The organism is Paraglaciecola aestuariivivens, from assembly GCF_052983255.1.
Genome location: NZ_JBRKBA010000007.1, coordinates 128,369 through 153,002, shown reverse-complemented (window position 1 = coordinate 153,002; position 24,634 = coordinate 128,369). Strand labels below are relative to the sequence as shown.

Below are 24,634 nucleotides of genomic sequence, written 5' to 3'. Positions count from 1 at the left end.
TTGGTTAGAATAGCGCCGATTTTATTCAGGCCAAACTTAACAAGTTGAGCCAGTGCATTATTTGAGAATTAACGACTATCCAATCTTAGAGGTAATTTACATGTTGGTGTTTTTTGGCGCATCGTTAATTTTTAGCGTGATTTATTATGTGCAAGCATACAAAACCGGACTAACGGCTAAAAAGTGGGCTATGGCAGGACTGGTATTTGGTCCAACTATTTATCCATTGTTTCGCTCTAGACAAAGAATTAAGTTGGTAAAGGCAAGAGGATTAGGCAAGGTATTGTTTCAGGCGTAAAAAAAAGAGCATCCCTCTCTTTTGGCTTTTACGACTAACAGCCACTTAAAAATTGATTAACTTCTTTTAGTTTTTTAATAATCAATTAAATAAATGGCTGTGAACTTAAGTAAAGTTTCGGTGGGCGTAAAAAGCCTACCTAATACTAAACTAAGTTGCTTACCAGTATTTACCGGTTTTAACGCCTTTTTTGTTTGTCTCAACTTTAGTGGTAACCACTTTATTGCTTTCTGGAGCTTGAACTGTTTGCTCAGATTTAACAGCTACCGGAGTAGAGGTGGCTAGTACTAAAGCTACTGCATAAGATTTTAACATCTTTCGTTTCCTTCTATTATTATTGACGTTTTACCGAGCTTAGTGTCGGCAACGATATATAAGCTATATGCGTGCCAACTTTTATAAAAAGCCAAAAATAACGGCAAAAAAACATCCCCAAATATACAGTATGGTTTAGTTTTATTGGTTATTGAATGGAATGCTAACGTTAGTGGTATATGCCCCGTAGTGCTTATTTAACGGGGCTTGTGGACGTGTTAGGCTTTAGAGCTTTGAATGATTTTTCTAAGTTGATGGTTTTCTTTTAATAAACGTTCAAATCTTAGGGCATTAAGCGGTTTGCTGTATAAATACCCTTGCAACATCTCACATTTATAACGACGTAAAATTGACAGCTGATTTTCGTGTTCAACCCCTTCGGCCACCACTTTTAACCCTAAGTTATGGGCGATAGTGATGATAGCTTGAGTCATATGACGATCTTCTGACGCTCTGGCAATATCATCTATAAAAGCTTTATCTATTTTAAGGGTGTTAATTGGAAAACGCTTTAAATAAGCCAAAGATGAGTAACCCGTACCAAAATCATCTAGAGCTAAGTGAATACCATGCTCACGTAAACGCTGCATCATTCTGAGAGCGTTTTCGGGGTTTTGCATTAAGGTGCCTTCAGTGATCTCACACTCTAAGTGCAAGGCCGACAAGCCTACTTTTTGCAGAATATTCATAATGCGGTCGTCAAGATCAGGGATCTCAAATTGCCTTGCTGAAATGTTAACCGCTACTCGTCCGGTAAATAAGCCTGCGTCTACCCATCGTTTAGTGTCTTCACAGGCTTTTCTTAATACCACTTCACCTATTTCTATGATTTGCCCAGTCTGCTCAGCTAAAGGCACAAACTGAGCAGGGCTGACTAAGCCTTTATCTGGATGTTCGTAACGTACTAAGGCTTCCATACTAACCAATTTGCCTGAGGCTATATCAACCTTAGGTTGGTAAAATACAGTAAAGAGATCTTCTTTTAAGCCATGGCGAATTAGATTCTCAATTTGTAATTGGCGAACCGCATTTTGATTCATTTCACCACTGAAGAATTGATATTTATTGCCGCCAGCATTTTTGGCAAAATACATAGCTGTATCAGCATTTTTTAATAATTCTTGTGAATTACTGCCGTCTTCTGGATAGAAGGCTATACCTAAACTGGCCCCTAAAACAAACTCTTGTTTGTTTATAATAAAAGGGCGGGCCATATTATCTAAAATGGTTTGGGCAAAGTGAGTGATGTGATGAATGTCGGTAGTATTATCAATCAAAATACTAAATTCATCGCCGCCTAAGCGGTAACATGTCGCCTTAGTGCCGGCTAATTTTTGCAGGCGTTTAGCAATTTGTTTAATTAAGATATCACCTGTTTGATGGCCAAGTGAGTCATTGATTTTCTTAAAGTTATCCATATCTAAACAAATTAACGCATGCTCTGTACCACGGCGCACTATATTGCTGTGGTTGGCCTGGAAGAAAGAGCGGTTAGGTAATTCGGTTAACGGATCTGAGTTAGATAATTTAAGTAATTCTTTTTCAGTGCTCTTACGCGAGGTAATATCCGAAAATACCCCTACGTAATGACTTATTTTGCCGTCTTCATCGGTAATGGCATCGATATTAAGTTCCATTTCATACTTTTCACCCTTAGCCCGACGAGACTCTACTTCGCCATTCCAATTACCTTTTTGCTGTAGCACTTTTTTCACTTCTTCAGTAAATGCGCCAGGATATTGGTGGAAAGTAAGATAGCTAGCTAACGCTTGTTCACGAGTTTCGCCAGTATATTTACAATAAGAATTATTCACTGAGATAAACTTAAAACTGGTATCGGTAATAAACACGCCATCTGAAATGGTTTCAATAGAGCGTTTAAACAGCTTTAATTGTTCTTCTGATTCTTTTAGGTGACTAATATTTTTAAGCGTACCTGTCATTCGTAGCGCTTGGTGGTTGTTGTCTCGGGCCACCACTTTTCCGCGATCTAAAATCCAAATCCATTCACCCTTGTAGGTTTTCGCGCGAAATGTCACTTCATAGTGTTCGGTTTGTTCGTTTAAATGTTCATTTAACGACTGTTGAACTCTTTGAATATCGTTAGGGTGGATATTTGCCTCATAAGAACTATTAACTCGAACATCGTCCTGGGGAAAATCTAAGGTTCCCCAAGTATTGGAACGAAACACCTGGCTTTGATAAATATCCCAATCCCACAATTCATCACCGCTACTCCAAAGGGTTAACTTTAAGCGTTCTTCGTTTTCTTTTATGGACTGTCGAATGGCTTTTTTGGCTCTAGCCTGTTTAATCCAATAAATGAGTAAAACAAGGGTTAACAATGCATATAAAAACACTACGTTTTTGCCCAACCAAATAGGTGGGGCAATATTGATTTTTAGCACTTTTGATGCTGACCAACTTTGCCTTGGTATTTTGCTTTGTACGTGAAACTCATAATTACCAAAGCTTAAATTAGAAAAATCAGCTCGTCTTTGAGACTCTACATCGGTCTCAATCCACTTATCCGATAAGCCAACTAATTTGTATCTATATTGAATCACTTCTGGGGTAAGAGCATTAATTTGCGCAAACTTAAAGCTAATCATTTTAGAATCATTGGGTAAGTTAATCTGTTCTGACAAATCTATGGGTTCTATTAGTGGCGTATTTTCACTATGTACAGAAACCGGCAGATTCCAAATTCTCAACTGTGTAATAGTAGGGGGAGTCAAAGAGAGCTTGTTTTGTCTATTAAAAATAGACTCAGTATGATGCAAAGACAGTTTTTTAGGGTCAAAGGTAACAAGCCCATTAGTTCCACCAAAAAACAATTGGTGTCTGCTGGTTAACAGCCCAACGCCTTCATTTAACTCGTTATATTTAAGTTGTTTGGCTGAAATGTTTTGCAAAAACTTTTTCGATGAAATTGACACTTCATCAATACCGCCATTGGTATGAGACACCCATAAACTATTTTCAAACCTGACCATTTTAAGAATTTGGTTACTAGCTAGGCCAGTGTTGGTATTAATGTGTTCAACTACAGAGTATGTCGCTTTATCTAAAATGACGATCCCATCTTTTAATGTCGATAGCCAATATTCGTTTTCCATCTCAAGGACATTGTTAAACAGTCGAACAGGGGTGTCTAGGTTGATTACTAATTGCTTAAAGGCTTGGGTAGTAGGGTTAAAAAGCACCATACCTAAATTAGAATTTAACCATAGGTCACCTTCGCTATCTAAAAACAAAGGTTCTATGTTATTAATTTTGTTGTTTGGTAATTTAATTTCGTTTGGCTGTAGGCTTTGTGTATCTATCCAATTAACTATGCCTCCCTGAGTACTAATCCACATAGAATTAGCAAAATAGCTCATTTTAAGTATTTGTTTTCCTGGCAATAGGTTTTTTATCAGCTTTAGCTGCTGATTGTCGCTTTGTTCGTAAACAAAAACCCCACTATTGCTGGCTACCCAAATCCTATCTTGGTTATCTACATCAATACTCCAGATACTGTATTTAAAATCTTTTAAATATTGGCTGAAAAGAAAATCATCAGGGTTGAATTTACTTAGGCCATTTTGTTGGGTGCCAATCCAAATGTTTTGTTTTGAGTCTTCAGCTAAGCCCCAAATAATGTTGCCAGACAGGGAGTTTTCGTTGGAAGGGGTTCTGCTAAAGTGTTTTATATCTGAGCCGTTTTCATTAAAACGGTATACACCACCGGAAAAAGTGCCAAGCCATATAGATTGATTCGAATCTTGAAATAAACTTAAAAAGTGCAGACTTTCAAGGCCAAAGTTGACATTGTTTTGTGCATCATAGGAAAATTTTAGTTGTTTTTCTGGGGTTAATATTGACACCCCTGTAGTAGTAGCTAACCAAATATCCTTATTGTGATCTTCTAAAATGCTCCATATTTCATTGCCTATTATGGCTGGTTGACTATTAGTATTAATTCGCTCTACTTGGGTCAGATTATGGTTAATGATAAAGGCACCTTGATCTGTACCTAACCAATACTCCTGGTTAATTTTTTTTAAGTCGAACAAAAAATCGGCATCTATGTTGATATTCCACGGGTTGGGCTCTTTTAAGCTAAATAAAGTATTAGTGGCGTGTTCTAAAATAAAGATGCCGTAGTTTAAGGTTCCTATCCAGGTTTTATCTGCCTCACTAAATACAACCTTTATATCTTCAGGTAAGTTTTTGCTACTCACATGAAAAGGTAATAAATCGTTGGACTTGTCATCAAAAAGATAAAGGTTTTCATTGGTGGATATTAATATCTGACCTTCAGCGTTTAGAGCTAAGGTAAATATTTCATTGCTGATTAATTTACTGTTAGAGGTGTTGAAAACAGTAAAATCATCAGTTTTAGGGTTGTATTTTGCTAAACCATTTGGAGTGCTGACCCATAATCTACCTTTGGTATCGACTAATAATTTTTTAACAAAGTTTGAGGGCAGGGAGTTAGGAATATTGCTCGAGTGACGATAGGTTTTAAACTCGTAGCCATCAAAGCGGCTTAAGCCTTCAAAGGTAGAAAACCAAATATACCCTCGTGGGTCTTCAATGATGTCAGTGACAGTGTTTTGCCCTAACCCATCTGATTTGGAATATTTTACAAATGCATTATTTGCCGCTTGTACGTTAAAGGATAACTCTAAACCTATAAGTAGAAAAAATATCAATGTAGAGAAAACTGATTTATACCGAATATGCACATTTCACCTAGTGGTAGTCGACTACCTTATTTTTATTAGCTTTCGTTAGCGGCATATCCATTTTGCCTTAGACTAAATATGCCTAATTTACGCCTCTGCTACAAGTAGTATTCTTATAAAAACAGGGTTCTTGCAGGTAAAATCTGTAAAATTTTGATTTTTTGGTACTTTATTGAGCAATCACTATAAATATTGACTGTTATGTTTAAAGTCTTGCATATTTTTAACAATCTTAAATCGTGCCAAAGCTTGGCTATTATTAGGCGCTTGGTTATAAAGAACGAGTTCCCCAAATCCTTGACCACTGACTAAGCTTTGAACAAAGTCTTTTAAATCAGCAAAATGCATATCTTGTATGCATTGTTTGAGTTGATGGTTGCTTGAAAAGTCAAAATCATTATTGCCAATCGCCATCCACAGTCTTTGACTTTTCATGCTTAAATTTGTGTCTTTTTCGGCTAATTGTTTGATTAGGCCGTTTTTTAATGGCTCCCACATAGTTTTAAATTGTTCAATATGCTGAAAAAACTCATTAATAAAGCTTTTAATGGCAAAGACTAATTGTTCAGTACTTGCATGAGGAGATTGTATATAGAAGCCTATGCCCGGATGTTGATTGTAAGGAATGTATCCACTGCCAACTAAATAGCCAAGCTGTTGCTCAGTTCTAAGCTGATTAAAAAACGGAGCGGCAATCATTTGTTCAAATAAAATTGACAGTGCCACCTTAGATAAACTGGCATCTGGTGCTTGATAATAAATGACAACAGCGGGATCAGAGTGCTGACATTCTACATGGTGCATACTAGGTGCAATATTGCGAATGTCCGCTACTCCTCTATGGATTTTTTCACAACTGGCATAGCCTTGTCTGAAACGCGATATTTTATCACAAACCCACTGTGCTTCTTTTAATGACCAATCGCCGTACATTAACCCTTCAAGATGAAATTGATTAAGCAAAGTTTTAGGTACTGAACTTATGTCTTGCACAGTTAAGTTTGCCATTGTTTTGGCTGTATCTATAGGTGAATAATTTTGCTGTTGTAATAAAACGGCTAAGCGCGTGAATAACCTATTTACTGGTTTGTTTAACAAAGCATTAGATAAGCTTTGCATTTGTTTGGCTTTGACTTGTTCGAAGGTTTCTGAAAAGTCGTTATTGGTAACGATTTCTGTTAGTAGCTCAGCGCAAAATTCTAACTGTTTACTGCTAAAGCCGTTTGTTTGCAGGGAAAATCCACACTGGTGCGGGTAAAAGTGAAAATGCATGCCAGCTAAGTTGGCCTGGTAATATTTTTGATTAAGCTTTTCGTTTAACAGGGCCACCCATAAACGTTTGGCGGCACTCACTGCTACTCCTTGATTAACCGCTAGGCAGTCAAAAGTTAAAAAGCAATCCCCCTTAGGTTGACAAAATTTGTCATCTTGACCATACCAAATATTCAGCCCCTCTTGACTAAGTATGGGTTGAGGTGCGGTGTAGTTGGCGTTGACTGGTTGTATTTCACTTCGAGTTTGCAAAAATGGATTGGCTTGGGGCAGCGAAAACTCGGCTAAAAATTGGTTTTGTTTAAATTTTTGTAGTTTATCTGTACTTAAAGATTCGGTGCTATAAGGGGTGTCATACCATTTCGCTTGTTTTTCTGTTTTAACTTCAGGGTTAACCGACTTTATTCGCATATTTTCTGGGGTAAAAAAGCTTAACATTTGCATGACGGTTTTGGCACAAGGAAAATCAATAATATAATCGCCAGCTATGACATAGTTAGGCGGGTATTCAAACATAGCTTGGCTGAGGTGAGTTGCCTCATCTATTGGCTTGGCATGATCGGGAAAATCCCACATCAGTTGATTTAACATGGCGGTTTCTTTAATGCGCCAAGATTCTATGCCTTTGGTTTGCAATAATTGAATATACGAAAAAAAACCGGCTATGATTTGGTCTTCGTGTTGTATGCCTAAGTCGGTTAACTGTAAATTAATATTAAAGTCTTTAAAGTTACTACCTTCAATTCCGCCGCCAGCACTAAGAGTGGTAGCCCAATTTTGTTTTTTATAAAAATCTAATAAACCACCTTTACCTTCATCTCCCAAAATGTGGCTAAGAATACTTAGAGGTTTAGTACGAAAGTATTCTAGTTGCCCTGGCAAGGCAAAAGTCAAGATTAAACGCTTAGCCTTTTGCAAAGGTAAAATATTAATTTTAAGGCCTTTGTGTTGCGGCAGGTACAAATCTGGAAAGTCTGGTTGCTTGGGTAATGGATGCGCAGACCAGTCTGAGAATAAAGCTTGGATCATGTCTTCGCTTTTAGCTAACGGACTTTGGCTAATAAAACATAGGCAGGCATTATTGGGTTGATAATAACTTTGATGCAGCTCTTGTAGTTTAGTTTTTAGGGTAGGGATATCAAAGGCAGCAAAAGTATGTTGATTGCCCACAGAAAACTTACTGAAAGGGTGGGCGGGGTTACAGGTTTCTTTATGAACTTGGTATAAACGTCTTAAATCATCTTTTTGCTTTAATAAAAACTCGGCATCTATAGCGTGAATTTCTTTTGCAATATTGTCTTCCAGAAAAAGTGGACTGCAAAGCATTGCCTTTAAATGGGTTAAGCCTTGCTGCTCTTGCTGTTGCGAAACGTCAAAGAAGTAACGGGTATATTCTGTGCCCGTTAATGCATTAACACTGCCAGAGTGCAGGGCTAAAAAATCATGAAAAGCATTGGCTTGTTTAAAACTCTGGTTACCTAAAAACAACAAGTGCTCTAATAAATGACTTAATCCATGGCAATCGTCAGGATCATTAAAATGCCCTACATTTAACGAAATAGAACAGGCGCTTTTTGTGCTTTGGGGATCTTCAACTAGCAGCACCCTAAGACCGTTTTCTGATTCTATATAGTTAAATTGTCGTTTATCGTAGGTACTTTTAAGCAAAATGTGGTTTCATCCTGTTTGTCAGTCGTTCAAGCATAAACTAATTTTAGAAAGCTACAGATTTTTAATTTATATTTTTGCTATATTAAAGCTCAATCTTGCCATTACCAAATCCGCGATTCAATGAAGTTAATAATAATGCGACACGGCCAAGCAGAGTCATACCATGCACAGGATGCTCTGAGAGAATTAAGCCTAGAAGGTCAAACACAAGCAACCAAAGCGGGAGAATGGCTGTCACTATACCTTGGAAAGGATACTGCGGTGGATTTGGCGCTAGTTAGCCACTATACAAGAGCAAAACAAACCTTTGATTGTCTGGAGAAACACCTTAGTGTGTTAGACACTCAAGCCAGCAATGATGTAGTGCCTGACGGACGACCTAAAGTTGCCCATGACTTTATAGATGCGTTATTAACCCAAAGAGATAATATTGAGGTATTGCTAATAGTCAGTCACATGCCTTTTGTGAGTTATTTTTTAGAAGAAGTGTTGAGTGATAAACTTTCGATGTTATTTGATACTTCAACTGTGGTAGTAGTCGACTATAATTTGAGCTTAGGAAAAGGCGAAATTGAAACCATTTACCATCCTAACTAAGGTGTTTTTTTAATCTTTTACCTTTAGAAATTAGTTTGGCTAACCGATAGGTGAATATGGTCACTAAAACTTTACCTGCTTCTTTGCGGCAGGCATTAGAATATCATGTTAATCAATCCCAACTGAATCACGATGATGAACTTCAGGGGATCTACGATCGCCTGTCTAGCCTAAACGAAAAAGTTGAGGCACTGAAAAGTAAAATTAAACAAAATCGCCTGAAACAAGCCGAGTAATTATTCGGTTAACTGACTTTCTTGAGCGCGATAGTACTCAGGTAACACTCTCACCGTTTTAACCATATTGTCTTTCATCTCTAAAATTTCAACAGGGTATCCGGCTATACGCAGGCTTATATTGGCTTCGGGGATGTCTTCTAAGTACTCTAAAATTAATCCGTTTAAGGTTTTAGGCCCTTCAGTTGGAAACTGCCAATCTAATTCTTTGTTGAGCTCTCGAATATTGGCACTACCATCAATCAACACACTGCCATCTTGCTGCAGATTGGCTTCTTTACTGTGGTCGGGTAAAAAGCTAGTAGTAAAGTCCCCTATGATTTCTTCTAAAATATCTTCTAAGGTTACTAACCCTTGGATATCACCGTATTCATCTACTACTAAACCAATACGCTCTTTGGCCGCCTGAAACTTGTACATTAAGGTATGCAAAGGTGTGGATTCAGGGGTGAAATAAATTTCTCGCACTGCACGTAATAAGGTGGCTTTACTAAATTGATCTTTAGATAACAATCTTAGGGCATCTCGTACATGAACAAAGCCTACCGCGTCGTCTATGCTATCGCGGTACAGTAAAACACGGGTATGCTGGGCGTTAACTAATTGTTTTTGTATGTCTTTCCATTCATCGTTAATGTCAATTGCCACTATGTCACTGCGCGGAACCATAATGTCTTCTGCTGTGACTTTTTCTAAATCCAAAATGCCTACTAGCATATCTTGGTGCTTTTTAGGGATCATAGCTCCAGCTTCGTGTACTACTGTTCTTAGTTCTTCGCGGCTTAAACTATTACTGCCATCACCAATTGGATGCACGCGTATTAACGCTAATAAGCCATTACAAATTCCATTAACTAAATACACAACAGGATAAAGTAAGGTTAAAAGTGGCAATAAAATAAACGAACTAGGGTAAGAGATTTTTTCAGGGTACAAAGCCGCCAAGGTTTTTGGGGTCACTTCGGCAAAAATTAAGATCACTAAAGTCAAAGAAAAGGTAGTGATAGCTGTGGCCACTCCTAAACCTAAATGACCAAATAAACGCATGCAAATAATAGTGGCAATAGATGATGCCGCTATATTAACAAGGTTGTTACCAATTAAAATTAATCCAATTAACCTATCAGGGCGCTGTAAAAGCTTTTGCACTCTCATGGCACCTTTGTGCCCTTCATTTTCTAAATGCTTAAGACGATACCTATTAATAGACATCATGCCTGTTTCAGAACTTGAAAAGTATGCAGAGAATAAAATTAAAACGCCGAGAATAATAAACAAACTGCTAGTGGCGATATCGTCCAACTATTGATTTCCTATGGTAACAATGAACCCGCACTTTAAGGGCAAATTAATTGCTATTCAAGCGTTAAGTAAGACTTCTCGAACAAATCTACTACCAAAATAACCTAAGGTTAAAAGAATGACCCCAATTGTGGTTGCCCATACTACAGGTTTACCACGCCAACCGAATCTAAAATGACCTATTAAGATGGTTGTAAACATGCCCCAAGATAACAGCGAGAATACGGTTTTATGTGCTTGCTCTTTGGCAAACATGTTATCTAAAAATACAAAGCCACTTATAAGAGATAAAGTTAATAACACTGTGCCTACTAAAAGTAACTTAAACAAAATGTTTTCTACTGCCAATAAAGGTGGCAAAGATGAATGTAACATTGAGCCACTTTTTTCTTTTAATCGCAGGTTAATATAAGACAATTGCAGAGCGTACAAAAAGGCTATAGCCAAACAAGCATAGGCAAATAACGCTAAGGTGATGTGGATCAATAAACTAGGTTGCCAACTGATATAAACCACATGCGCGTTGGGTAACATAAAGTTTAAAAAAACTATCAGGCCGGTAAAGCAAAACACCACAGGCAACAAGATCATATTAGGTAGACTAAATGAAGCCACAAACATAGTTAAACTAATTAACCATCCCACTAAGGAGGCCACATTTAACATACTCATGTTTTGGCCCATTTCTGGGGCGTTAAAAATGCTGTTTTGTAAGATAACAATATGTACCAACAAAGCTAAAACCACTAAAGGTGTTGCTAAACGTTTATTCGGCCCTTGTTGGCGAAACATACCGCTAATAATAATGCCTGAAGCGAGTAAATATAAAATTGAAGCAATACTGCTGATTATCATTTTGGCATCTCTTCTGCTCTGTGCTTGGAACTGGAATTTTGCATTTTATTGTTAAAGTTAAGCGTTTGAAATTCATCTGTATTTAAGTGTAAAACTAACACTAAATTCAACCAGTTGACATACTTCTGGCTAGTTTAAAAAATTAATCAGCCAACAGATAGTGGTAAGAGCATTCTTATCTGTAAACTTCTTCTATATAATGGCGGCATAATTTCATAGGTAACACAAAATATGTTTGAAAATCTTACAGAACGATTAGGCAAAACCCTAAAAAATATTAGTGGTAAAGGCAGATTAACTGAAGACAATATTAAAGACACTTTACGTGAAGTAAGAATGGCTTTACTCGAAGCCGATGTCGCCTTACCAGTTGTACGCGAGTTTATTGGGCAAGTAAAAGAACGCGCAGTAGGGACAGAAGTCAGTAAAAGCCTAAATCCTGGCCAAGTCTTTATCAAAATAGTTCAGTCTGAACTTGAAGCTGTAATGGGTAAAGTCAATGAAACCCTTAACTTAGCTGCGCAGCCACCTGCAATTGTCATGATGGCTGGTTTACAAGGTGCGGGTAAAACTACCAGTGTGGGTAAGTTGGCATCTTTATTAAAACAGCGCGAAAAGAAAAAAGTCTTAGTGGTTAGTGCCGACGTCTATCGTCCTGCGGCAATTAAACAGTTAGAAACCTTAGCAACAGATGTGGGTGTGGAGTTTTTCCCTTCTAGTATTGAGCAAAGTCCTATTGATATTGTTAACGCGGCAACTGAGCATGCCCGCAAGCAATTTTTTGACGTGTTATTAGTGGATACCGCGGGTCGTTTGCATGTAGATGGCGAAATGATGCAAGAAATTCAAGCATTGCATCAGGCCATTAATCCAGTTGAAACACTCTTTGTGGTTGACGCTATGACAGGTCAAGATGCGGCCAATACTGCCAAAGCCTTTAACGATGCTTTACCTTTAACTGGGGTGATCTTAACCAAAGCAGATGGTGATGCACGAGGTGGTGCCGCCTTATCTGTTCGTCATATCACAGGTAAACCTATTAAGTTTATTGGTATGGGCGAAAAGCTCGATGCATTAGAAGCCTTCCATCCAGATCGCGTGGCATCACGTATTCTTGGTATGGGTGATGTACTGAGTTTAATTGAAGAAGTTGAACGTAAGGTCGATAAAGACAAAGCGCAAAAACTTGCCAAAAAAGTACAAAAGGGTAAGGGGTTTGATTTACAAGACTTTAAAGAGCAACTTGAACAAATGCGTAACATGGGCGGCATGATGTCGTTAATGGACAAAATGCCCGGTATGGGCAATATGTCGGCACAAATTAAAGACAAAGCCAATGACAAGTCTTTTGTGCAAATGGAAGCTATTATTAACTCTATGACGCCGGGTGAAAGAGCACGCCCAGATGTCATCAAAGGCAGTCGTAAACGCCGTATTGCAGCAGGCTCTGGAACGCAGATCCAAGATGTAAACAGGTTACTTAAACAGTTTACTCAAATGCAAAAAATGATGAAAAAAATGTCGGGCGGCGGCATGAAAAAAATGATGCGTAATATGAAAGGCATGATGCCACCAGGAGGACCGGGCGGCATGGGCGGAATGTTTGGCCCACGTTAGTCTAAAATTAACAGGTAAGAAGAGGGTAATTCTTAAACAGAATTGCCCTTTTTATTTATCCCAGTATATGCGTAATTAAGTACGCTTTTTAATTAGCTTAAAGAAAACCCAATAGGTTTATGTTTTGTCGATTAATCTTGTCAACCAGCGCTCACACAGGCTGATAAATATTATTTTTTTTCTGGTCTTGCTGTTGGGCATGGCCGTAAGTTTAGTGGTGTTTTACAAAGGCGATTATATCGCTAAAAAAACCACTGGTTTGATTGCACAAGAAGTGCCCACCTACGATTTATTAAGAAAGCTTAACAATAACCTAATAGAGCAAGAGCTATTTCTGTACGAGTTTTATGCCACAGAGCAACAAACGGCCCTTAAAAAAGGTTATGGCCAAACCCATGACCAGTCGTTGATGATCATTAGCCAATTACTTAGCCGTTTTGGTGATATTCCACCATTACAACTGACCCAAGAAAGCATGCAAAAACTCGATCAATTAGCCACAGAGTTTGTTGAAAATATCATGCTAGCAGAAACCAATTGGACTAAAGCACGGCAACAATTAAGCCAAATAAGTGATGTTAGACGCGCCACTAGCCCTTTGATCCAACAATTAATAGTCTTGACTGAAGGACAAATTGATCAGTCTGAAAATGTCATTTTGAATGGCTTAGAGCTAGTTAGAATGTTTGTGGTGTTATACGGTATCGCAACCTTACTCATAGCTTATGTAGTGGCTAAGGCGTTAAGAGCATATTTGGCCACCACAGCAACTAATCAACGTTTATCGCTGTTTTCTACTCGTAACCCCAATCCTGTAATTAGTTTAGATGAAAACAACCGAGTGACTTATTGTAACCCTGCCACCGAAAAGTTGTTGCTGAGGCTAGGTTTGCCAAAAGGTAAAACAGAAGCTTTGTTGGCTAAAAATATTTCTGAATACCAAAACAAAGTGTTAACCAACAATGAACTGGATTCTGTGGAATTTGAATACCCGGTAGAGCAAAGTTATTTTCTTTGTGAGTTGCATTGGTTGGCAGATCAAAAACAATGGGATATGCATTTAACCGAAGTAACAGAGCGCAAAAAAGCTGAGCAAGAATTACAATACCGCGCTAGCCACCACCCCTTAACGGGCTTGTTAAATCGTTACGAGCTAGAAAAAGAAGCCGCGCGTTTATGTGCTACCAATACCGCCTTTGCTTTTGGCCATATTGAAATTCGTTCATACAGTCAATTAATTGCCGGGCAGGGGGTAGATGTTGCGGCGCAAGTGGTAAAAGAAATAGCGGTGGCGCTGAGCAACATTTTGTTTGAGGTAGATAAAACTGGATGCAGTTTATTTCACCTAGGAGAAAAGAGTTTTGCCATTATTAGTACCAGTTGTTTGGATAAAGAAAAAATTGGCCAGCTAGTTGCCAATATCGAAAAACGTATTCGAGAAAGCATTTTTCATAGCCAATACCAAGTGCAATTGGATTTTGGCTTTTCTGTTGCACCAGAGCATGGCAAAGATTATACCCAACTGCATAAGAGTGCGCTGGCGGCGCTTGATAAATCGGCCAGCAGTGATGACAAACATCATGTGTTATTTAACCATGCCTTAGGGGAAAAAATTGAATATCAACAACAGCTCACCGAAGATTTAAAGCTGGCCATAGAAAAACAACAATTCGAACTGTATTTTCAGCCTCAATTGTCGTTAGCAACGGGCAAAATGGTTGGGGCTGAAGCGTTGATCCGTTGGCAGCGAAATGGTCAGTGGATTGGCCCAAGTGAGTTTATCCCCTTAACCGAAAGTGCTGGATTAATTGATAAGCTTGGCAGTTGGATTTTACGCACTGCCTGCGAAAAAGCTCAAAACTTAGTTGCTAATGGCCACACAGATATAGTTGTAGCAGTGAATATATCGCCAATTCAGTTTTCTCGTAAAAACTTTTTGCAACAGGTTACCGATGTGTTAGCGCAAACCCAATTGCCAGCGCAAAATTTAGAGTTAGAAATTACCGAAGGGGTGATTATTTATAACGAACAAGAAGCTATCGAAACCCTTACTCAGTTAAAACAGCTTGGGGTACATTTATCCATAGATGATTTTGGTACGGGCTATTCTTCGTTAAGTTACTTACGCCGCTTTAATATAGATAAATTAAAAATTGATTTGTCTTTTATTGAACATATTCAAAAGCAACAAGCCGACCAAAGCATAGTGCGTACTATTATTGAGTTGGCGCATAACCTTGAGTTAAAGGTTATCGCTGAAGGAGTTGAAAATGCCGGCCAGCAACAGATCCTCAAAGACCTAGGCTGTGACGAAATTCAAGGGTTTTATTACAGTAAACCTCTGCCTGAAAAGCACTTTAGAGAGTTTTTAAAAGCAAATTAATAAAGACTAAGGCTAAGGCTATGCCTAAAAGACCCAATACATATCCAATAAAAATGACAATATCTAGGTTGGCTAATTGCATGGTTTAATCCGTTTTTTGTTATTATTTGGGTTAAAACTGCGTTTAGTCTTATTTTTTAGCAATAAACTTTTGTCTAAAGGGAATTGAAATTACAAGCAGTGCCAAGGTCAAATTTCGCCTTACAATCTTGCTAATTGACAAAGCTGTCATATATTTAAGTAATAACTGAAGTGTAACTTGTTACAAGTTGATATATGCAGGCCAACCTAATTCACAATCTAAAACCTATACGCTCCTCTAAATGCTATGCAAGTCAATCAGGGTTTACCTTAATTGAATTAATAATAGTGATTGTTATATTGGGCGTATTAAGCGTTGTGGCAGCGCCTAAATTTTTTGACTTTTCTTCAGATGCCAGAAAGTCTAGTCTCAGAGCGTTAACAGGCGCGGTTAAGTCGGCCAATAATTTAGCGGTAAGTTATGCAAAACTAAAACGCTTACCCATAGAGCTCAACCAAGACTTAACATTTCCCAACGGTAATGTTGTACGTTTTGACTATGGGTATCCCGAACATGACTGGCTAACCGCATGGCAATATTTATTAGAAGGAAGTTACACCCTTAAATCTTCTGGCGGCGAATGCGACGCAGATACCGACTGGTGTGTAGACAGCGAATTTGATATATCCAGCGATGTAACAGTAGCAGGTTCAAGTGTAGCAGTGGTCTTTTGGCTAAAAGGCACCAACACCTCAGACGACTGTTACGTGTATTACGCCTATAGCGCTGCATCAAAAAGCAATGTTCCCAGCATTGGTGAAGTAAGTACTGGTTGTTAACGCTAAATAATTCAAAACCTGCGGGTTAAAAAGCAAAAAAGGCTTATCAAATGATAAGCCTTTTTGTGTTTGGTGGAGCTGGCGGGAGTTGAACCCGCGTCCAAAAAACGTCTACCGTCGGTACTACATGTTTAGTTTGTCATTTATTTAACTACGTGGAACTCCGACAAACAGGATTTCGTTGTAGCTGGCCTAATACTGTTTCGCGGTTCACCCTTAGACAAGGTTCCCTCGCTATTCTGCTGGGATGACCTTCCGAACCTCTACTAGCAGAAAAAGTATGAGTGGAAGGGCTTAGCCGGTTATTAAGCGGCTAGAGCGTAGTTTTCGTCGTTTGCGACTATTTAAATGCGGCTTTTTACGAGGCAAACCGCTCCTCGACATGCACCTAAAGCGTCAAGAGTCTTGTCGAATCCAAAATCAGCCCCAAAGTGTTGTTGGTTGCAAACAGCCAACATTGGCATTGTAGCATAGCCTAATTGACTGTGAATATAGGCGATTGTTTTTTGTTTGCTTAGATGCTTGTTTTATAAGCATTTAACCTCATATTAATTTTTAATATTTTGCCTAATTAAGAGTATTTAATGTCTTCTAGCGTATTTAGTTCGTTTTCATTGCCCAATGGACAAAAGTTAAAAAACCGCTTAGTGAAAGCGGCAATGGAAGAAAACTTAGCCAATGCCGAACATTTGCCCGATCAGGCGTTGTTTCAATTATATAAAACTTGGGCACAAGGCGGAGTAGGGTTAATTATTACTGGCAACGTAATGGTTGATCATTTGGCCATGACTGGCCCTGGTGGGGTGGCCTTAGAGGCAGAAACCCCGCTTGAGCCTTTTATAAAGTGGGCTAAGGTAGCCAAACAAAACAATTGTAAGCTGTGGATGCAAATTAACCATCCAGGTCGACAAGTGTTTAAAAAAATGGGTGGCAAGGTATTGTCGGCTTCGGATGTAGCCTTAGACATGGGCAAACATTCTGCTATGTTCATGCAGCCTAAGGCCATGGATGAGGCTGAAATTGCAGATGTGATCACACGTTTTGCCACTACCGCCAAGCGGGCTGAGCAGGCAGGGTTTGATGGTGTTGAAATTCATGCTGCCCATGGATATTTGTTGTCGCAGTTTTTGTCTCCTTTAACCAATAAGCGCACAGACAAGTGGGGCGGAACCTTAGAAAATAGAGCGCGATTGTTAATGAGCATAGTTGAGCGTATTCAGCAGCTTTGTTCTAAAGATTTTGCTATTGCGGTTAAACTCAACTCAGCCGATTTTCAACGTGGTGGTTTTGATATAGAAGACGCCCAGCAAGTGGTTAAATACTTAGAGCAAGCCAAGGTTGATTTGGTTGAGTTATCAGGTGGAAGTTACGAAGTGCCAGCTATGCAAGGGCGCACGGCTGATGAGCGTACGTTAGCAAGAGAAGCTTACTTTTTAGACTTTGCCAGTGGCATTGCAAAAAGTGTCGATATTCCCATTATGACAACAGGGGGAATTAGGCGCTTTCAGGTAGCCGAACAAGTTCTTAATAGTGGTGTTCAACTAGTAGGTATGGCCAGTGCGTTAGCTTTAACCCCCAATTTACCTAATCAATGGCAAAACGATCCTGAGCAGTTAGGGCAAATTCCGGTGGTAAATTGGAAAGATAAAACCCTAAGTGGCTTAGCGACTTTGGCTGTGATCAAACAGCAATTAAGGCGAATTGCTGCTAATCGCCCCACCCAATTTAAGTCATCAGCTTTGTGGGCCTTAATAGTTGATCAAGTACGAAGTGCTAGGCTAACTAAGCGCTATAAAAAACAGCATAACTTAGCTTAATTAATACAAGCTCACTTTAACTTTGGCTAAAAGCAAAAAAGCTAAGTAAATACTTAGCTTTTGTTTATTTGTATGAGGTAAAAAACGGCTTGGTTTACACTTTGTGTTTCATCATGCGCTCTTTATCACGTGCCCAGTCGCGGTCTTTTACTGCGTCACGTTTGTCATGTTCGTGTTTACCTTTACCTAAATAAACTTCTAACTTAATCCAATTTTTCTTCCAATACATAGCGGTAGCTATGATTGAATAGCCCTGACGTTCAACTGAGCCAATTAATCTATCTAATTCGCGTTGTTTAAGTAATAGTTTGCGTTTACGTGTTGGGTCGCATACCACATGACTAGAGGCTTGGTTTAGAGGCTGAATAGTTGAGCCAATTAAAAACGCTTCACCTTTTTCAATAGTGACATAACTTTCTGAGATATTAACTTTACCAGAGCGAATACTTTTTACTTCCCATCCCTGTAAGGACATGCCACATTCGAGTTTGTCTTCAAGGTTGTATTGGTGACGGGCTTTTTTATTTAGCGCTATGGTGTTGTTGGTAGATTTTGACTTCTTTTTATTCATAGGGCGGTATTATAGAGATTGTATAAAAGCGCACAACAAAAATTCTATGCAAAAGTAAAACTATTAGTTCACCACAGGCGAAATGACTTATGGTAATCTACTCGGCTTTACAAGCCATAGCGAAAGGAGAGTGAATGGCCAATGTATCACGCAGCGCTTTGGTTGCTTATAGCGCTGAGTCTATGTTTGATTTAATTAATGATGTTGAGCGCTACCCAGACTTTATTCCAGGTTGTGCCGAGACCAAAGTGTTAGCCCAAAATGAACACTCTATGCGTGCGTCTATCTTGATCGCCAAAGCGGGTATCACTCAGTGGTTTACCACACAAAATACCCTTAAGCGCGGCGAGTCAATCCAAATGGAACTGGTTGATGGACCATTTTCTGAGTTAAGTGGCGGTTGGACTATCACAGCGTTAAACCAAACAGCCTGCAAAATTGAATTAAATTTAGACTTTGCATTTTCTAGTCGCTTGGTAGAAATGGCATTTGGCCGAGTGTTTAATTCTATTGCTGCCAGTATGGTTGTGGCATTTACAGAAAGAGCCAAACAGGTTTACGGTTAATTTTATGACAGACAAACAAATTTCAATTGAAGTGGCCTACGCAACCCCCGAAAAACAAGCGTTATTAGAAGTGGTGATTGAACAAGACACCACTGTTGAGCAAGCTATTTTAGCCTCGGGTATGTTAAAGCGTTTTCCAGATATCGACCTGACTAAATTAAAAGTAGGGATTTGGAATCGAACCTGTAAACTTTCAGATGTACCTAAAAAAGGCGACCGAATTGAGATCTATCGCCCATTAATAGCCGATCCTAAAGAAGCGCGTCGTCGTCGTGCTGAAAAAGCCAAAGAAGAAGGACGGGCTAATAAAGTTACAGGGGGCAGGGCAAAAACACCCACCCAATCCTCAGACAGCGCCACAAATACTTAAGGGGGTTAAAACCTCTCTCTAAAAAATTAGTACTTTCTTCTTTGTAATCCTGTTTGAGCCAAAATTTTGGCTGAAATTTCTTCGATAGAAAATTTGGTGCTGTTAAGAAAAGGGATTTTTTCTTTGCGATATAGGTTTTCTACCTCTCGTAATTCCATTCTACATTGCTGCAGAGATGCATAACGGCTGTTAGGTCGGCGCTCTTCGCGAATATGCTGTAAGCGGTCGGCCTGTATAGTTAAGCCGAATAACTTATCTTTAAAGCGTCTAAGGGCTGGGGGCAAGCGTAAAATGTCACCCATGTCGTCTTCGGTAAACGGATAATTGGCTGCTTTAATGCCGTATTGTAAGGCTAAATACAGGCTAGTAGGGGTTTTGCCTGAGCGTGACACCCCAACTAAGATAATGTCTGCTTCGTGGTAATCTTTCAGATTTGATCCGTCATCATTGGCTAAAGCGTAGTTCACTGCTTCTATTCGAATGTCGTAGGTTTTTTCATGAATACTATGAGTTCTATGTTTTTCTGGCTTAGATGGAACACCTAAAATCTTTTCTAATGGCGCCACAAATTGATCTAAAAAGTTGTAGTTAATGCCAGCCGACTTTGCAATGATTTTTCGCACCTGAATATTTACTATTGTGTAAAACACTAGAGGGCGCTGTTTGTCATCTTGAAAACTTTCATAAATTTTTTGAACCACCTGTTCGGCTTGTTCTTCTGTTTCCACAAATGGAATGGTGATGTGTTTGAACTCCATGGTAAACAGGGAAAGTAATGCGTGGCCAAAAACCTCGGCAGTTATGGCGGTTCCGTCAGAAATATAATAAGCAGTTCTCACAACAATTCCTTAACATTGGTGTAATTTAATTACGAAAGTAAATTAAATTTTACTTTCACATTCACAACATTCTAAAATCAACTTGGCAAAAGTTTAGGCGTTATAAGAATGCGGTTTTTTATATTATTTTATATGGTTTGAATAACCTCTGTTGCTTAAATTAACACGATATCGATAAAACCAAACAATCATTTTGGAGACAGTGAGAATGCAAGAACACGTTTTGTGGTACCAACAGCTTGGAATGGGTGATGTTGGCGTGGTTGGTGGTAAGAATGCTTCATTAGGGGAGATGATATCTAATTTATCCAACGCAGGCGTGCAAGTGCCGGGTGGTTTTGCTACCACATCCCATGCATTTAATTTGTTTCTAGAGCAAAGTGGTTTAGAAGCGCGCATACATGAATTATTAGACAGTTTAGATGTTGATGATATTCCGGCCCTCAATAAAGCCGGTGAAACTATTCGTAACTGGATCATAGATACGCCGTTTTTACCCGAATTAGAAAATGCCATTCGCGACGCTTTTGATACCTTACAAGCGCAAGCAGGTGGCGATGCTTCATTTGCAGTGCGCTCTTCAGCTACAGCCGAAGATATGCCCGATGCCTCTTTTGCTGGTCAGCAAGAAACCTTTCTAAATGTAAAAGGCTACGATTCGGTCATGGTAGCCATTAAACATGTATTTGCCTCATTGTTTAATGACCGAGCAATTTCTTATCGTGTTCACCAAGGGTACGATCATAAAGGCGTAGCTTTATCGGCTGGCGTACAGCTTATGGTACGCAGCGACTGTGCTTCTTCTGGTGTGATGTTCTCTATCGATACCGAATCTGGTTTTGAAGACGTGGTGTTTATTACCTCTTCTTATGGCTTGGGCGAAATGGTTGTGCAAGGCGCAGTAAACCCAGACGAATTTTACGTTCACAAGCCAACTTTAGCTAAAGGCTTTCCTGCGGTTGTACGCAGAAACCTAGGTAGCAAATTAACTAAGATGATTTATTCAGCTGATTTAGCCCATGGCAAACAGGTTGAAATTGTTGATATTGATAAAGCCGATAGCGTGCAGTTTTCATTATCCGATGATGAGGTGATGGAACTTGCCAAACAGGCAGTCATTATCGAAAAACACTATGGCCGTCCTATGGATATTGAATGGGCCAAAGACGGGGTTGACGGTAAGTTGTATATAGTTCAAGCGCGTCCTGAAACAGTGCGTAGCCGTGAAGACATGCAAGTTATTGAACGCTTTATGCTTAAAGGTAAGGCTAAAACAGTGTGTGAAGGCCGTGCGATAGGCCACAAAATTGGTGCCGGTGTAGCAAAAGTCTTATCTGGTGTTGAAGAGATGGATAAAATCCAGCAGGGAGATGTGTTAGTAACAGACATGACCGATCCTGACTGGGAGCCCATTATGAAAAAAGCTTCTGCCATAGTCACTAATCGTGGCGGCAGAACCTGTCACGCAGCCATTATTGCCCGAGAGTTAGGTATTCCTGCAGTAGTGGGTTGTGGTAATGCCACCGCATCTATCGAAAATGGCGATAAGGTTACCGTGTCTTGCGCTGAAGGTGATACCGGGTTCATTTACGCTGACGTATTAGATTATGACGTGGTGACTTCGCGCATCGACGCTATGCCAGAGGTGCCACTGAAAGTCATGATGAATGTGGGCAACCCAGATAGAGCTTTTGATTTTGCACGTTTGCCTCATGAAGGGGTAGGACTGGCACGTCTAGAATTTATCATAAACCGTATGATAGGTGTGCACCCTAAAGCTTTGCTTAATTTTGATGATCAACCAGAAGAATTAAAAGAAGAAATTAACGATATTATTGCGGGTTATGCTTCGCCGGTTGAGTTTTATATTGAAAAATTAGTTGAAGGGATCAGTACCATAGGTGCAGCCTTTTCGCCGAAAAAAGTGATAGTACGTATGTCAGACTTTAAGTCTAATGAGTACTTTAATTTAGTTGGCGGTTATCAATATGAGCCAGACGAAGAAAACCCAATGTTGGGATTCCGTGGGGCTAGCCGTTATATTTCAGAAGACTTCCGCGAATGTTTTGCTCTTGAGTGTGAAGCTATCAAACGTGTTCGCAATAAAATGGGCTTAACTAACGTTGAGATCATGATCCCCTTTATTCGAACTTTAGAAGAAGGTAAAAAAGTTCTAGAGTTGTTAGCCGAAGAAGGGCTAGTACAAGGTGAAAATGGTTTACGCGTGATTATGATGTGTGAATTACCCTCAAACGCATTATTGGCCGACCAATTCTTAGATATGTTTGATGGGTTTTCTATTGGCTCAAACGACTTAACTCAACTTACCTTAGGTCTAGATCGCGACTCAGGCTTAATCGCGCATTTATTTGATGAGCGTAACCCTGCAGTCAAAGCTTTGTTAGCTATGGCCATTCAAGCGGCTAAAAAGCGTGGTAAATATGTTGGCATTTGTGGTCAAGGCCCATCAGATCATGAAGATTTAGCTCAATGGCTAGTAGAGCAAGGTATAGACAGTGTGTCGCTTAATCCAGATACAGTGGTTGAAACCTGGTTGTACTTAGGTGAAAAACACAGTCAGTAGTTATAAGTACCACTAACAAAAAGCCGCCAGAGTCAACTGAAGTGACCCCCAATAGTTGGACATACCAATTACTGGGGGTCTTTTTATGTCCAAATACCACAGAGCATTTAAGCTAGAGATAGCGAAACGTACTCAAAACCAAAGCTCGCGAGAGCTTGGTTTAATATACAACGTACCATCAAACCAAATCCGATACTGGTCAATAGTTTATAGACTTAATGGTTTGGATAGCTTCTTACACAAGCAATTTCCTTACACGCGTGACTTCAAGCTAGAAGTATTAAGGACTATGAGAGTAGAAAGTTGGTCATTGTCCTATACCAGTGCATTTTTTGATTTATCCACGCCAGGTATTTTATATCAGTGGCAAAAGCTTTACGCTCGCGATGGTTTATCTCGACTCACACCACGCAAAAAAGGAAGGCCTCGCATGACACATCACTCTTCAGAGCCCAAACCATCAGGGCAGATGACAGAAAAAGAACTAAGAGAAGAGTTAGAGTATTTACGTGCTGAGAACGCTGTCCTAAAAAAGTTAGAAGCCTTGGCTCAAGCCAAAAAGAAAAAAGCAAAGAAAAGGCCCTAGTGGTCGATGAGCTCAAGGCAAAATACAGCTTACATCATTTACTTAAAGCTGCGGGGCTAGCTCGGAGTGTGTATTACTATCATCGTAGCGCACACCAAGCAGCATGCCCTGATGTAGCCTTAAAATCCCAAATACGTGAGATTTATCATCATCATAAAGGGCGGTATGGGTATCGTCGGATAACATGTACTTTAAGATTGGCAGGTATGGTGGTTAATCATAAACGTGTCCAACGTCTGATGGGGGAATTGGGTCTTAAGTCAAAGGTCAGACCGAAGCGATATAAATCATATAAAGGCGAAGTGGGTAAAATCGCCGCTGATTTAGTTCAAAGAGAATTTAGAGCTGATAAACCGAATCAAAAGTGGGTGACGGATGTGACCGAATTTAAAGTCAATGGACAGAAGGTTTACCTGTCACCTGTTATCGACTTGTTTAACCAAGAACTGGTGAGTTATGAGGTGCGCAAATCGGTTACGCTTCCGTTAGTAACCGATATGCTGAAAAGCGCAACGAATAAGCTTAAGAAAGGTGAGAAGCCGATTGTTCACTCAGACCAAGGGTGGCAGTACCAAAACAGGGCTTATCAAAACCATCTCAGAGATAAAGGCTTATCACAAAGTATGTCGAGAAAAGGTAACTGCTTAGACAACGCTATAGCCGAGAACTTCTTCGGCATACTCAAGACTGAAATGTATCATAATGAAGAATTCAAAAATGCAGATGAACTGATTGCAAACATCCGAAAATACATCGACTATTACAATAACGAACGTATTAAGCTAAAACTAAAAGGCCTGAGTCCGATAGCATATCGAAATCAGGCCTTGGTAGCTGCTTAGAAATGAGTCCAACTTTATGGGGTCACTTCACAAATCTGGCGGCTTTTTTAATGCAATAAATAAAATTACAGTTTTAGTTTTCTGGCTAATAAAAATCTATCTAACTTGCGCGCAGACTGAGACATGGCTCTTTGACACTTTGTTAGCCAAGTACGGGCTTTGGGTAAATCGTAGCTCAGCATGACTAAGCCAATTAACAATACAAAAATCGACCCAGGTAAAATAAAAAATATCACCCCAAATGCTGTGCATAGGCTACCTAGGGTAATGCGAATGTTTCGCTTCATGTTTATTTCCTAATGCGTTAGCTTGATTAATC

General features: G+C 39.4%; 20 protein-coding genes and 1 other RNA gene. 12 read left to right on the top strand and 9 right to left on the bottom strand.

Annotated elements, in window-relative coordinates; all coding sequences use genetic code 11:
- Window positions 1-100: 100 nt before the first annotated feature.
- Window positions 101-298 (top strand): hypothetical protein, encoded by a 198-nt coding sequence (locus ACVCDT_RS12230; protein ID WP_447133067.1) that lies wholly within the window; start codon window positions 101-103, stop codon window positions 296-298.
- Between the two features lie 159 nt (window positions 299-457).
- Here ACVCDT_RS12230 and ACVCDT_RS12225 read toward each other — a convergent pair whose 3' ends face one another.
- The 3 genes from ACVCDT_RS12225 to ACVCDT_RS12215 form a co-directional block, all read right to left on the bottom strand.
- Complete coding sequence (locus ACVCDT_RS12225) at window positions 458-613, bottom strand: hypothetical protein (RefSeq protein ID WP_447133066.1); 156 nt, start codon at window positions 611-613, stop codon at window positions 458-460.
- 218 nt (window positions 614-831) lie between these two features.
- A complete protein-coding gene (locus ACVCDT_RS12220; protein WP_447133065.1) occupies window positions 832-5,346 on the bottom strand; it encodes an EAL domain-containing protein in 4,515 nt (1,504 codons plus the stop codon).
- Window positions 5,347-5,529: 183 nt separating this feature from the next.
- Complete coding sequence (locus ACVCDT_RS12215) at window positions 5,530-8,286, bottom strand: insulinase family protein (RefSeq protein ID WP_447133064.1); 2,757 nt, start codon at window positions 8,284-8,286, stop codon at window positions 5,530-5,532.
- Window positions 8,287-8,409: 123 nt separating this feature from the next.
- Between ACVCDT_RS12215 and sixA the strand changes: the two genes are divergently transcribed.
- A complete protein-coding gene (sixA, locus tag ACVCDT_RS12210; RefSeq protein ID WP_447133063.1) occupies window positions 8,410-8,886 on the top strand; it encodes a phosphohistidine phosphatase SixA in 477 nt (158 codons plus the stop codon).
- Between the two features lie 56 nt (window positions 8,887-8,942).
- Entirely contained in the window at window positions 8,943-9,122 is a 180-nt protein-coding gene (locus ACVCDT_RS12205; RefSeq protein ID WP_447133062.1) for a hypothetical protein, read from the top strand.
- On the opposite strand, the gene ACVCDT_RS12200 is transcribed toward ACVCDT_RS12205, so the two are convergent.
- Window positions 9,123-10,424 carry an HlyC/CorC family transporter gene (locus ACVCDT_RS12200; RefSeq protein ID WP_447133061.1) on the bottom strand — a complete coding sequence of 434 codons (1,302 nt, stop codon included), beginning with the start codon at window positions 10,422-10,424 and terminating at the stop codon, window positions 9,123-9,125.
- 57 nt (window positions 10,425-10,481) lie between these two features.
- Complete coding sequence (locus ACVCDT_RS12195) at window positions 10,482-11,279, bottom strand: cytochrome C assembly family protein (protein ID WP_447133060.1); 798 nt, start codon at window positions 11,277-11,279, stop codon at window positions 10,482-10,484.
- 231 nt (window positions 11,280-11,510) lie between these two features.
- Here ACVCDT_RS12195 and ffh point away from each other — a divergent pair, with 231 nt between their 5' ends.
- From ffh to ACVCDT_RS12180, 3 genes are all read left to right on the top strand, one after another.
- Window positions 11,511-12,896, top strand: a complete 1,386-nt coding sequence (ffh, locus tag ACVCDT_RS12190; RefSeq protein WP_447133059.1) for a signal recognition particle protein — start codon at window positions 11,511-11,513, stop codon at window positions 12,894-12,896.
- Window positions 12,897-13,095: 199 nt separating this feature from the next.
- Window positions 13,096-15,279, top strand: coding sequence for a putative bifunctional diguanylate cyclase/phosphodiesterase (locus ACVCDT_RS12185; RefSeq protein ID WP_447133058.1), 2,184 nt, complete (start codon window positions 13,096-13,098; stop codon window positions 15,277-15,279).
- A 276-nt stretch (window positions 15,280-15,555) separates the two neighbouring features.
- The gene (locus ACVCDT_RS12180; RefSeq protein ID WP_447133057.1) at window positions 15,556-16,140 is read left to right on the top strand and encodes a prepilin-type N-terminal cleavage/methylation domain-containing protein; all 585 of its coding nucleotides are present in this window, start codon (window positions 15,556-15,558) and stop codon (window positions 16,138-16,140) included.
- Between the two features lie 70 nt (window positions 16,141-16,210).
- Here the strand turns inward: ACVCDT_RS12180 and ssrA are convergent.
- Window positions 16,211-16,568: a transfer-messenger RNA gene (gene ssrA, locus ACVCDT_RS12175) on the bottom strand.
- Between the two features lie 156 nt (window positions 16,569-16,724).
- Between ssrA and ACVCDT_RS12170 the strand changes: the two genes are divergently transcribed.
- Entirely contained in the window at window positions 16,725-17,957 is a 1,233-nt protein-coding gene (locus ACVCDT_RS12170; RefSeq protein WP_447133056.1) for an NADH:flavin oxidoreductase/NADH oxidase family protein, read from the top strand.
- A gap of 94 nt (window positions 17,958-18,051) precedes the next feature.
- Here the strand turns inward: ACVCDT_RS12170 and smpB are convergent, their stop codons facing one another.
- A complete protein-coding gene (gene smpB, locus ACVCDT_RS12165; RefSeq protein ID WP_447133055.1) occupies window positions 18,052-18,528 on the bottom strand; it encodes an SsrA-binding protein SmpB in 477 nt (158 codons plus the stop codon).
- Between the two features lie 134 nt (window positions 18,529-18,662).
- Here smpB and ACVCDT_RS12160 point away from each other — a divergent pair, with 134 nt between their 5' ends.
- Together ACVCDT_RS12160 and ACVCDT_RS12155 are read left to right on the top strand one after the other, a co-directional pair.
- Complete coding sequence (locus ACVCDT_RS12160; RefSeq protein WP_447133054.1) at window positions 18,663-19,094, top strand: type II toxin-antitoxin system RatA family toxin; 432 nt, start codon at window positions 18,663-18,665, stop codon at window positions 19,092-19,094.
- A 4-nt stretch (window positions 19,095-19,098) separates the two neighbouring features.
- Entirely contained in the window at window positions 19,099-19,464 is a 366-nt protein-coding gene (locus tag ACVCDT_RS12155) for an RnfH family protein (protein WP_447133053.1), read from the top strand.
- A 26-nt stretch (window positions 19,465-19,490) separates the two neighbouring features.
- Here ACVCDT_RS12155 and ppsR read toward each other — a convergent pair whose 3' ends face one another.
- Window positions 19,491-20,303, bottom strand: a complete 813-nt coding sequence (gene ppsR / locus ACVCDT_RS12150) for a posphoenolpyruvate synthetase regulatory kinase/phosphorylase PpsR (protein WP_447133052.1) — start codon at window positions 20,301-20,303, stop codon at window positions 19,491-19,493.
- Between the two features lie 208 nt (window positions 20,304-20,511).
- Here ppsR and ppsA point away from each other — a divergent pair, with 208 nt between their 5' ends.
- From ppsA to ACVCDT_RS12135, 3 genes are all read left to right on the top strand, one after another.
- Entirely contained in the window at window positions 20,512-22,887 is a 2,376-nt protein-coding gene (gene ppsA / locus ACVCDT_RS12145) for a phosphoenolpyruvate synthase (protein ID WP_447133051.1), read from the top strand.
- A gap of 85 nt (window positions 22,888-22,972) precedes the next feature.
- Window positions 22,973-23,473, top strand: coding sequence for a helix-turn-helix domain-containing protein (locus tag ACVCDT_RS12140; RefSeq protein WP_447133050.1), 501 nt, complete (start codon window positions 22,973-22,975; stop codon window positions 23,471-23,473).
- The gene (locus tag ACVCDT_RS12135) at window positions 23,473-24,315 is read left to right on the top strand and encodes an IS3 family transposase (RefSeq protein WP_447133049.1); all 843 of its coding nucleotides are present in this window, start codon (window positions 23,473-23,475) and stop codon (window positions 24,313-24,315) included. Before ACVCDT_RS12140 ends, ACVCDT_RS12135 begins: the two co-directional genes overlap by 1 nt.
- Before the next feature lie 65 nt (window positions 24,316-24,380).
- Here ACVCDT_RS12135 and ACVCDT_RS12130 read toward each other — a convergent pair whose 3' ends face one another.
- Window positions 24,381-24,602, bottom strand: coding sequence for a tellurium resistance protein TerC (locus ACVCDT_RS12130; protein ID WP_447133048.1), 222 nt, complete (start codon window positions 24,600-24,602; stop codon window positions 24,381-24,383).
- Between the last annotated feature and the right edge of the window lie 32 nt (window positions 24,603-24,634).

Bases quoted from the DNA above. Each gene is read 5' to 3' on its own strand.
- smpB (WP_447133055.1), bottom strand. From the start codon at position 18,528: ATGAATAAAAAGAAGTCAAAATCTACCAACAACACCATAGCGCTAAAT.
- ACVCDT_RS12160 (WP_447133054.1), top strand. From the start codon at position 18,663: ATGGCCAATGTATCACGCAGCGCTTTGGTTGCTTATAGCGCTGAGTCT.
- ACVCDT_RS12230 (WP_447133067.1), top strand. From the start codon at position 101: ATGTTGGTGTTTTTTGGCGCATCGTTAATTTTTAGCGTGATTTATTAT.
- ACVCDT_RS12155 (WP_447133053.1), top strand. From the start codon at position 19,099: ATGACAGACAAACAAATTTCAATTGAAGTGGCCTACGCAACCCCCGAA.
- ffh (WP_447133059.1), top strand. From the start codon at position 11,511: ATGTTTGAAAATCTTACAGAACGATTAGGCAAAACCCTAAAAAATATT.
- ACVCDT_RS12205 (WP_447133062.1), top strand. From the start codon at position 8,943: ATGGTCACTAAAACTTTACCTGCTTCTTTGCGGCAGGCATTAGAATAT.
- ACVCDT_RS12185 (WP_447133058.1), top strand. From the start codon at position 13,096: ATGGCCGTAAGTTTAGTGGTGTTTTACAAAGGCGATTATATCGCTAAA.
- ACVCDT_RS12180 (WP_447133057.1), top strand. From the start codon at position 15,556: ATGCAGGCCAACCTAATTCACAATCTAAAACCTATACGCTCCTCTAAA.
- ACVCDT_RS12130 (WP_447133048.1), bottom strand. From the start codon at position 24,602: ATGAAGCGAAACATTCGCATTACCCTAGGTAGCCTATGCACAGCATTT.
- ACVCDT_RS12225 (WP_447133066.1), bottom strand. From the start codon at position 613: ATGTTAAAATCTTATGCAGTAGCTTTAGTACTAGCCACCTCTACTCCG.
- ACVCDT_RS12170 (WP_447133056.1), top strand. From the start codon at position 16,725: ATGTCTTCTAGCGTATTTAGTTCGTTTTCATTGCCCAATGGACAAAAG.
- ppsA (WP_447133051.1), top strand. From the start codon at position 20,512: ATGCAAGAACACGTTTTGTGGTACCAACAGCTTGGAATGGGTGATGTT.
- ACVCDT_RS12195 (WP_447133060.1), bottom strand. From the start codon at position 11,279: ATGATAATCAGCAGTATTGCTTCAATTTTATATTTACTCGCTTCAGGC.
- ACVCDT_RS12140 (WP_447133050.1), top strand. From the start codon at position 22,973: ATGTCCAAATACCACAGAGCATTTAAGCTAGAGATAGCGAAACGTACT.
- sixA (WP_447133063.1), top strand. From the start codon at position 8,410: ATGAAGTTAATAATAATGCGACACGGCCAAGCAGAGTCATACCATGCA.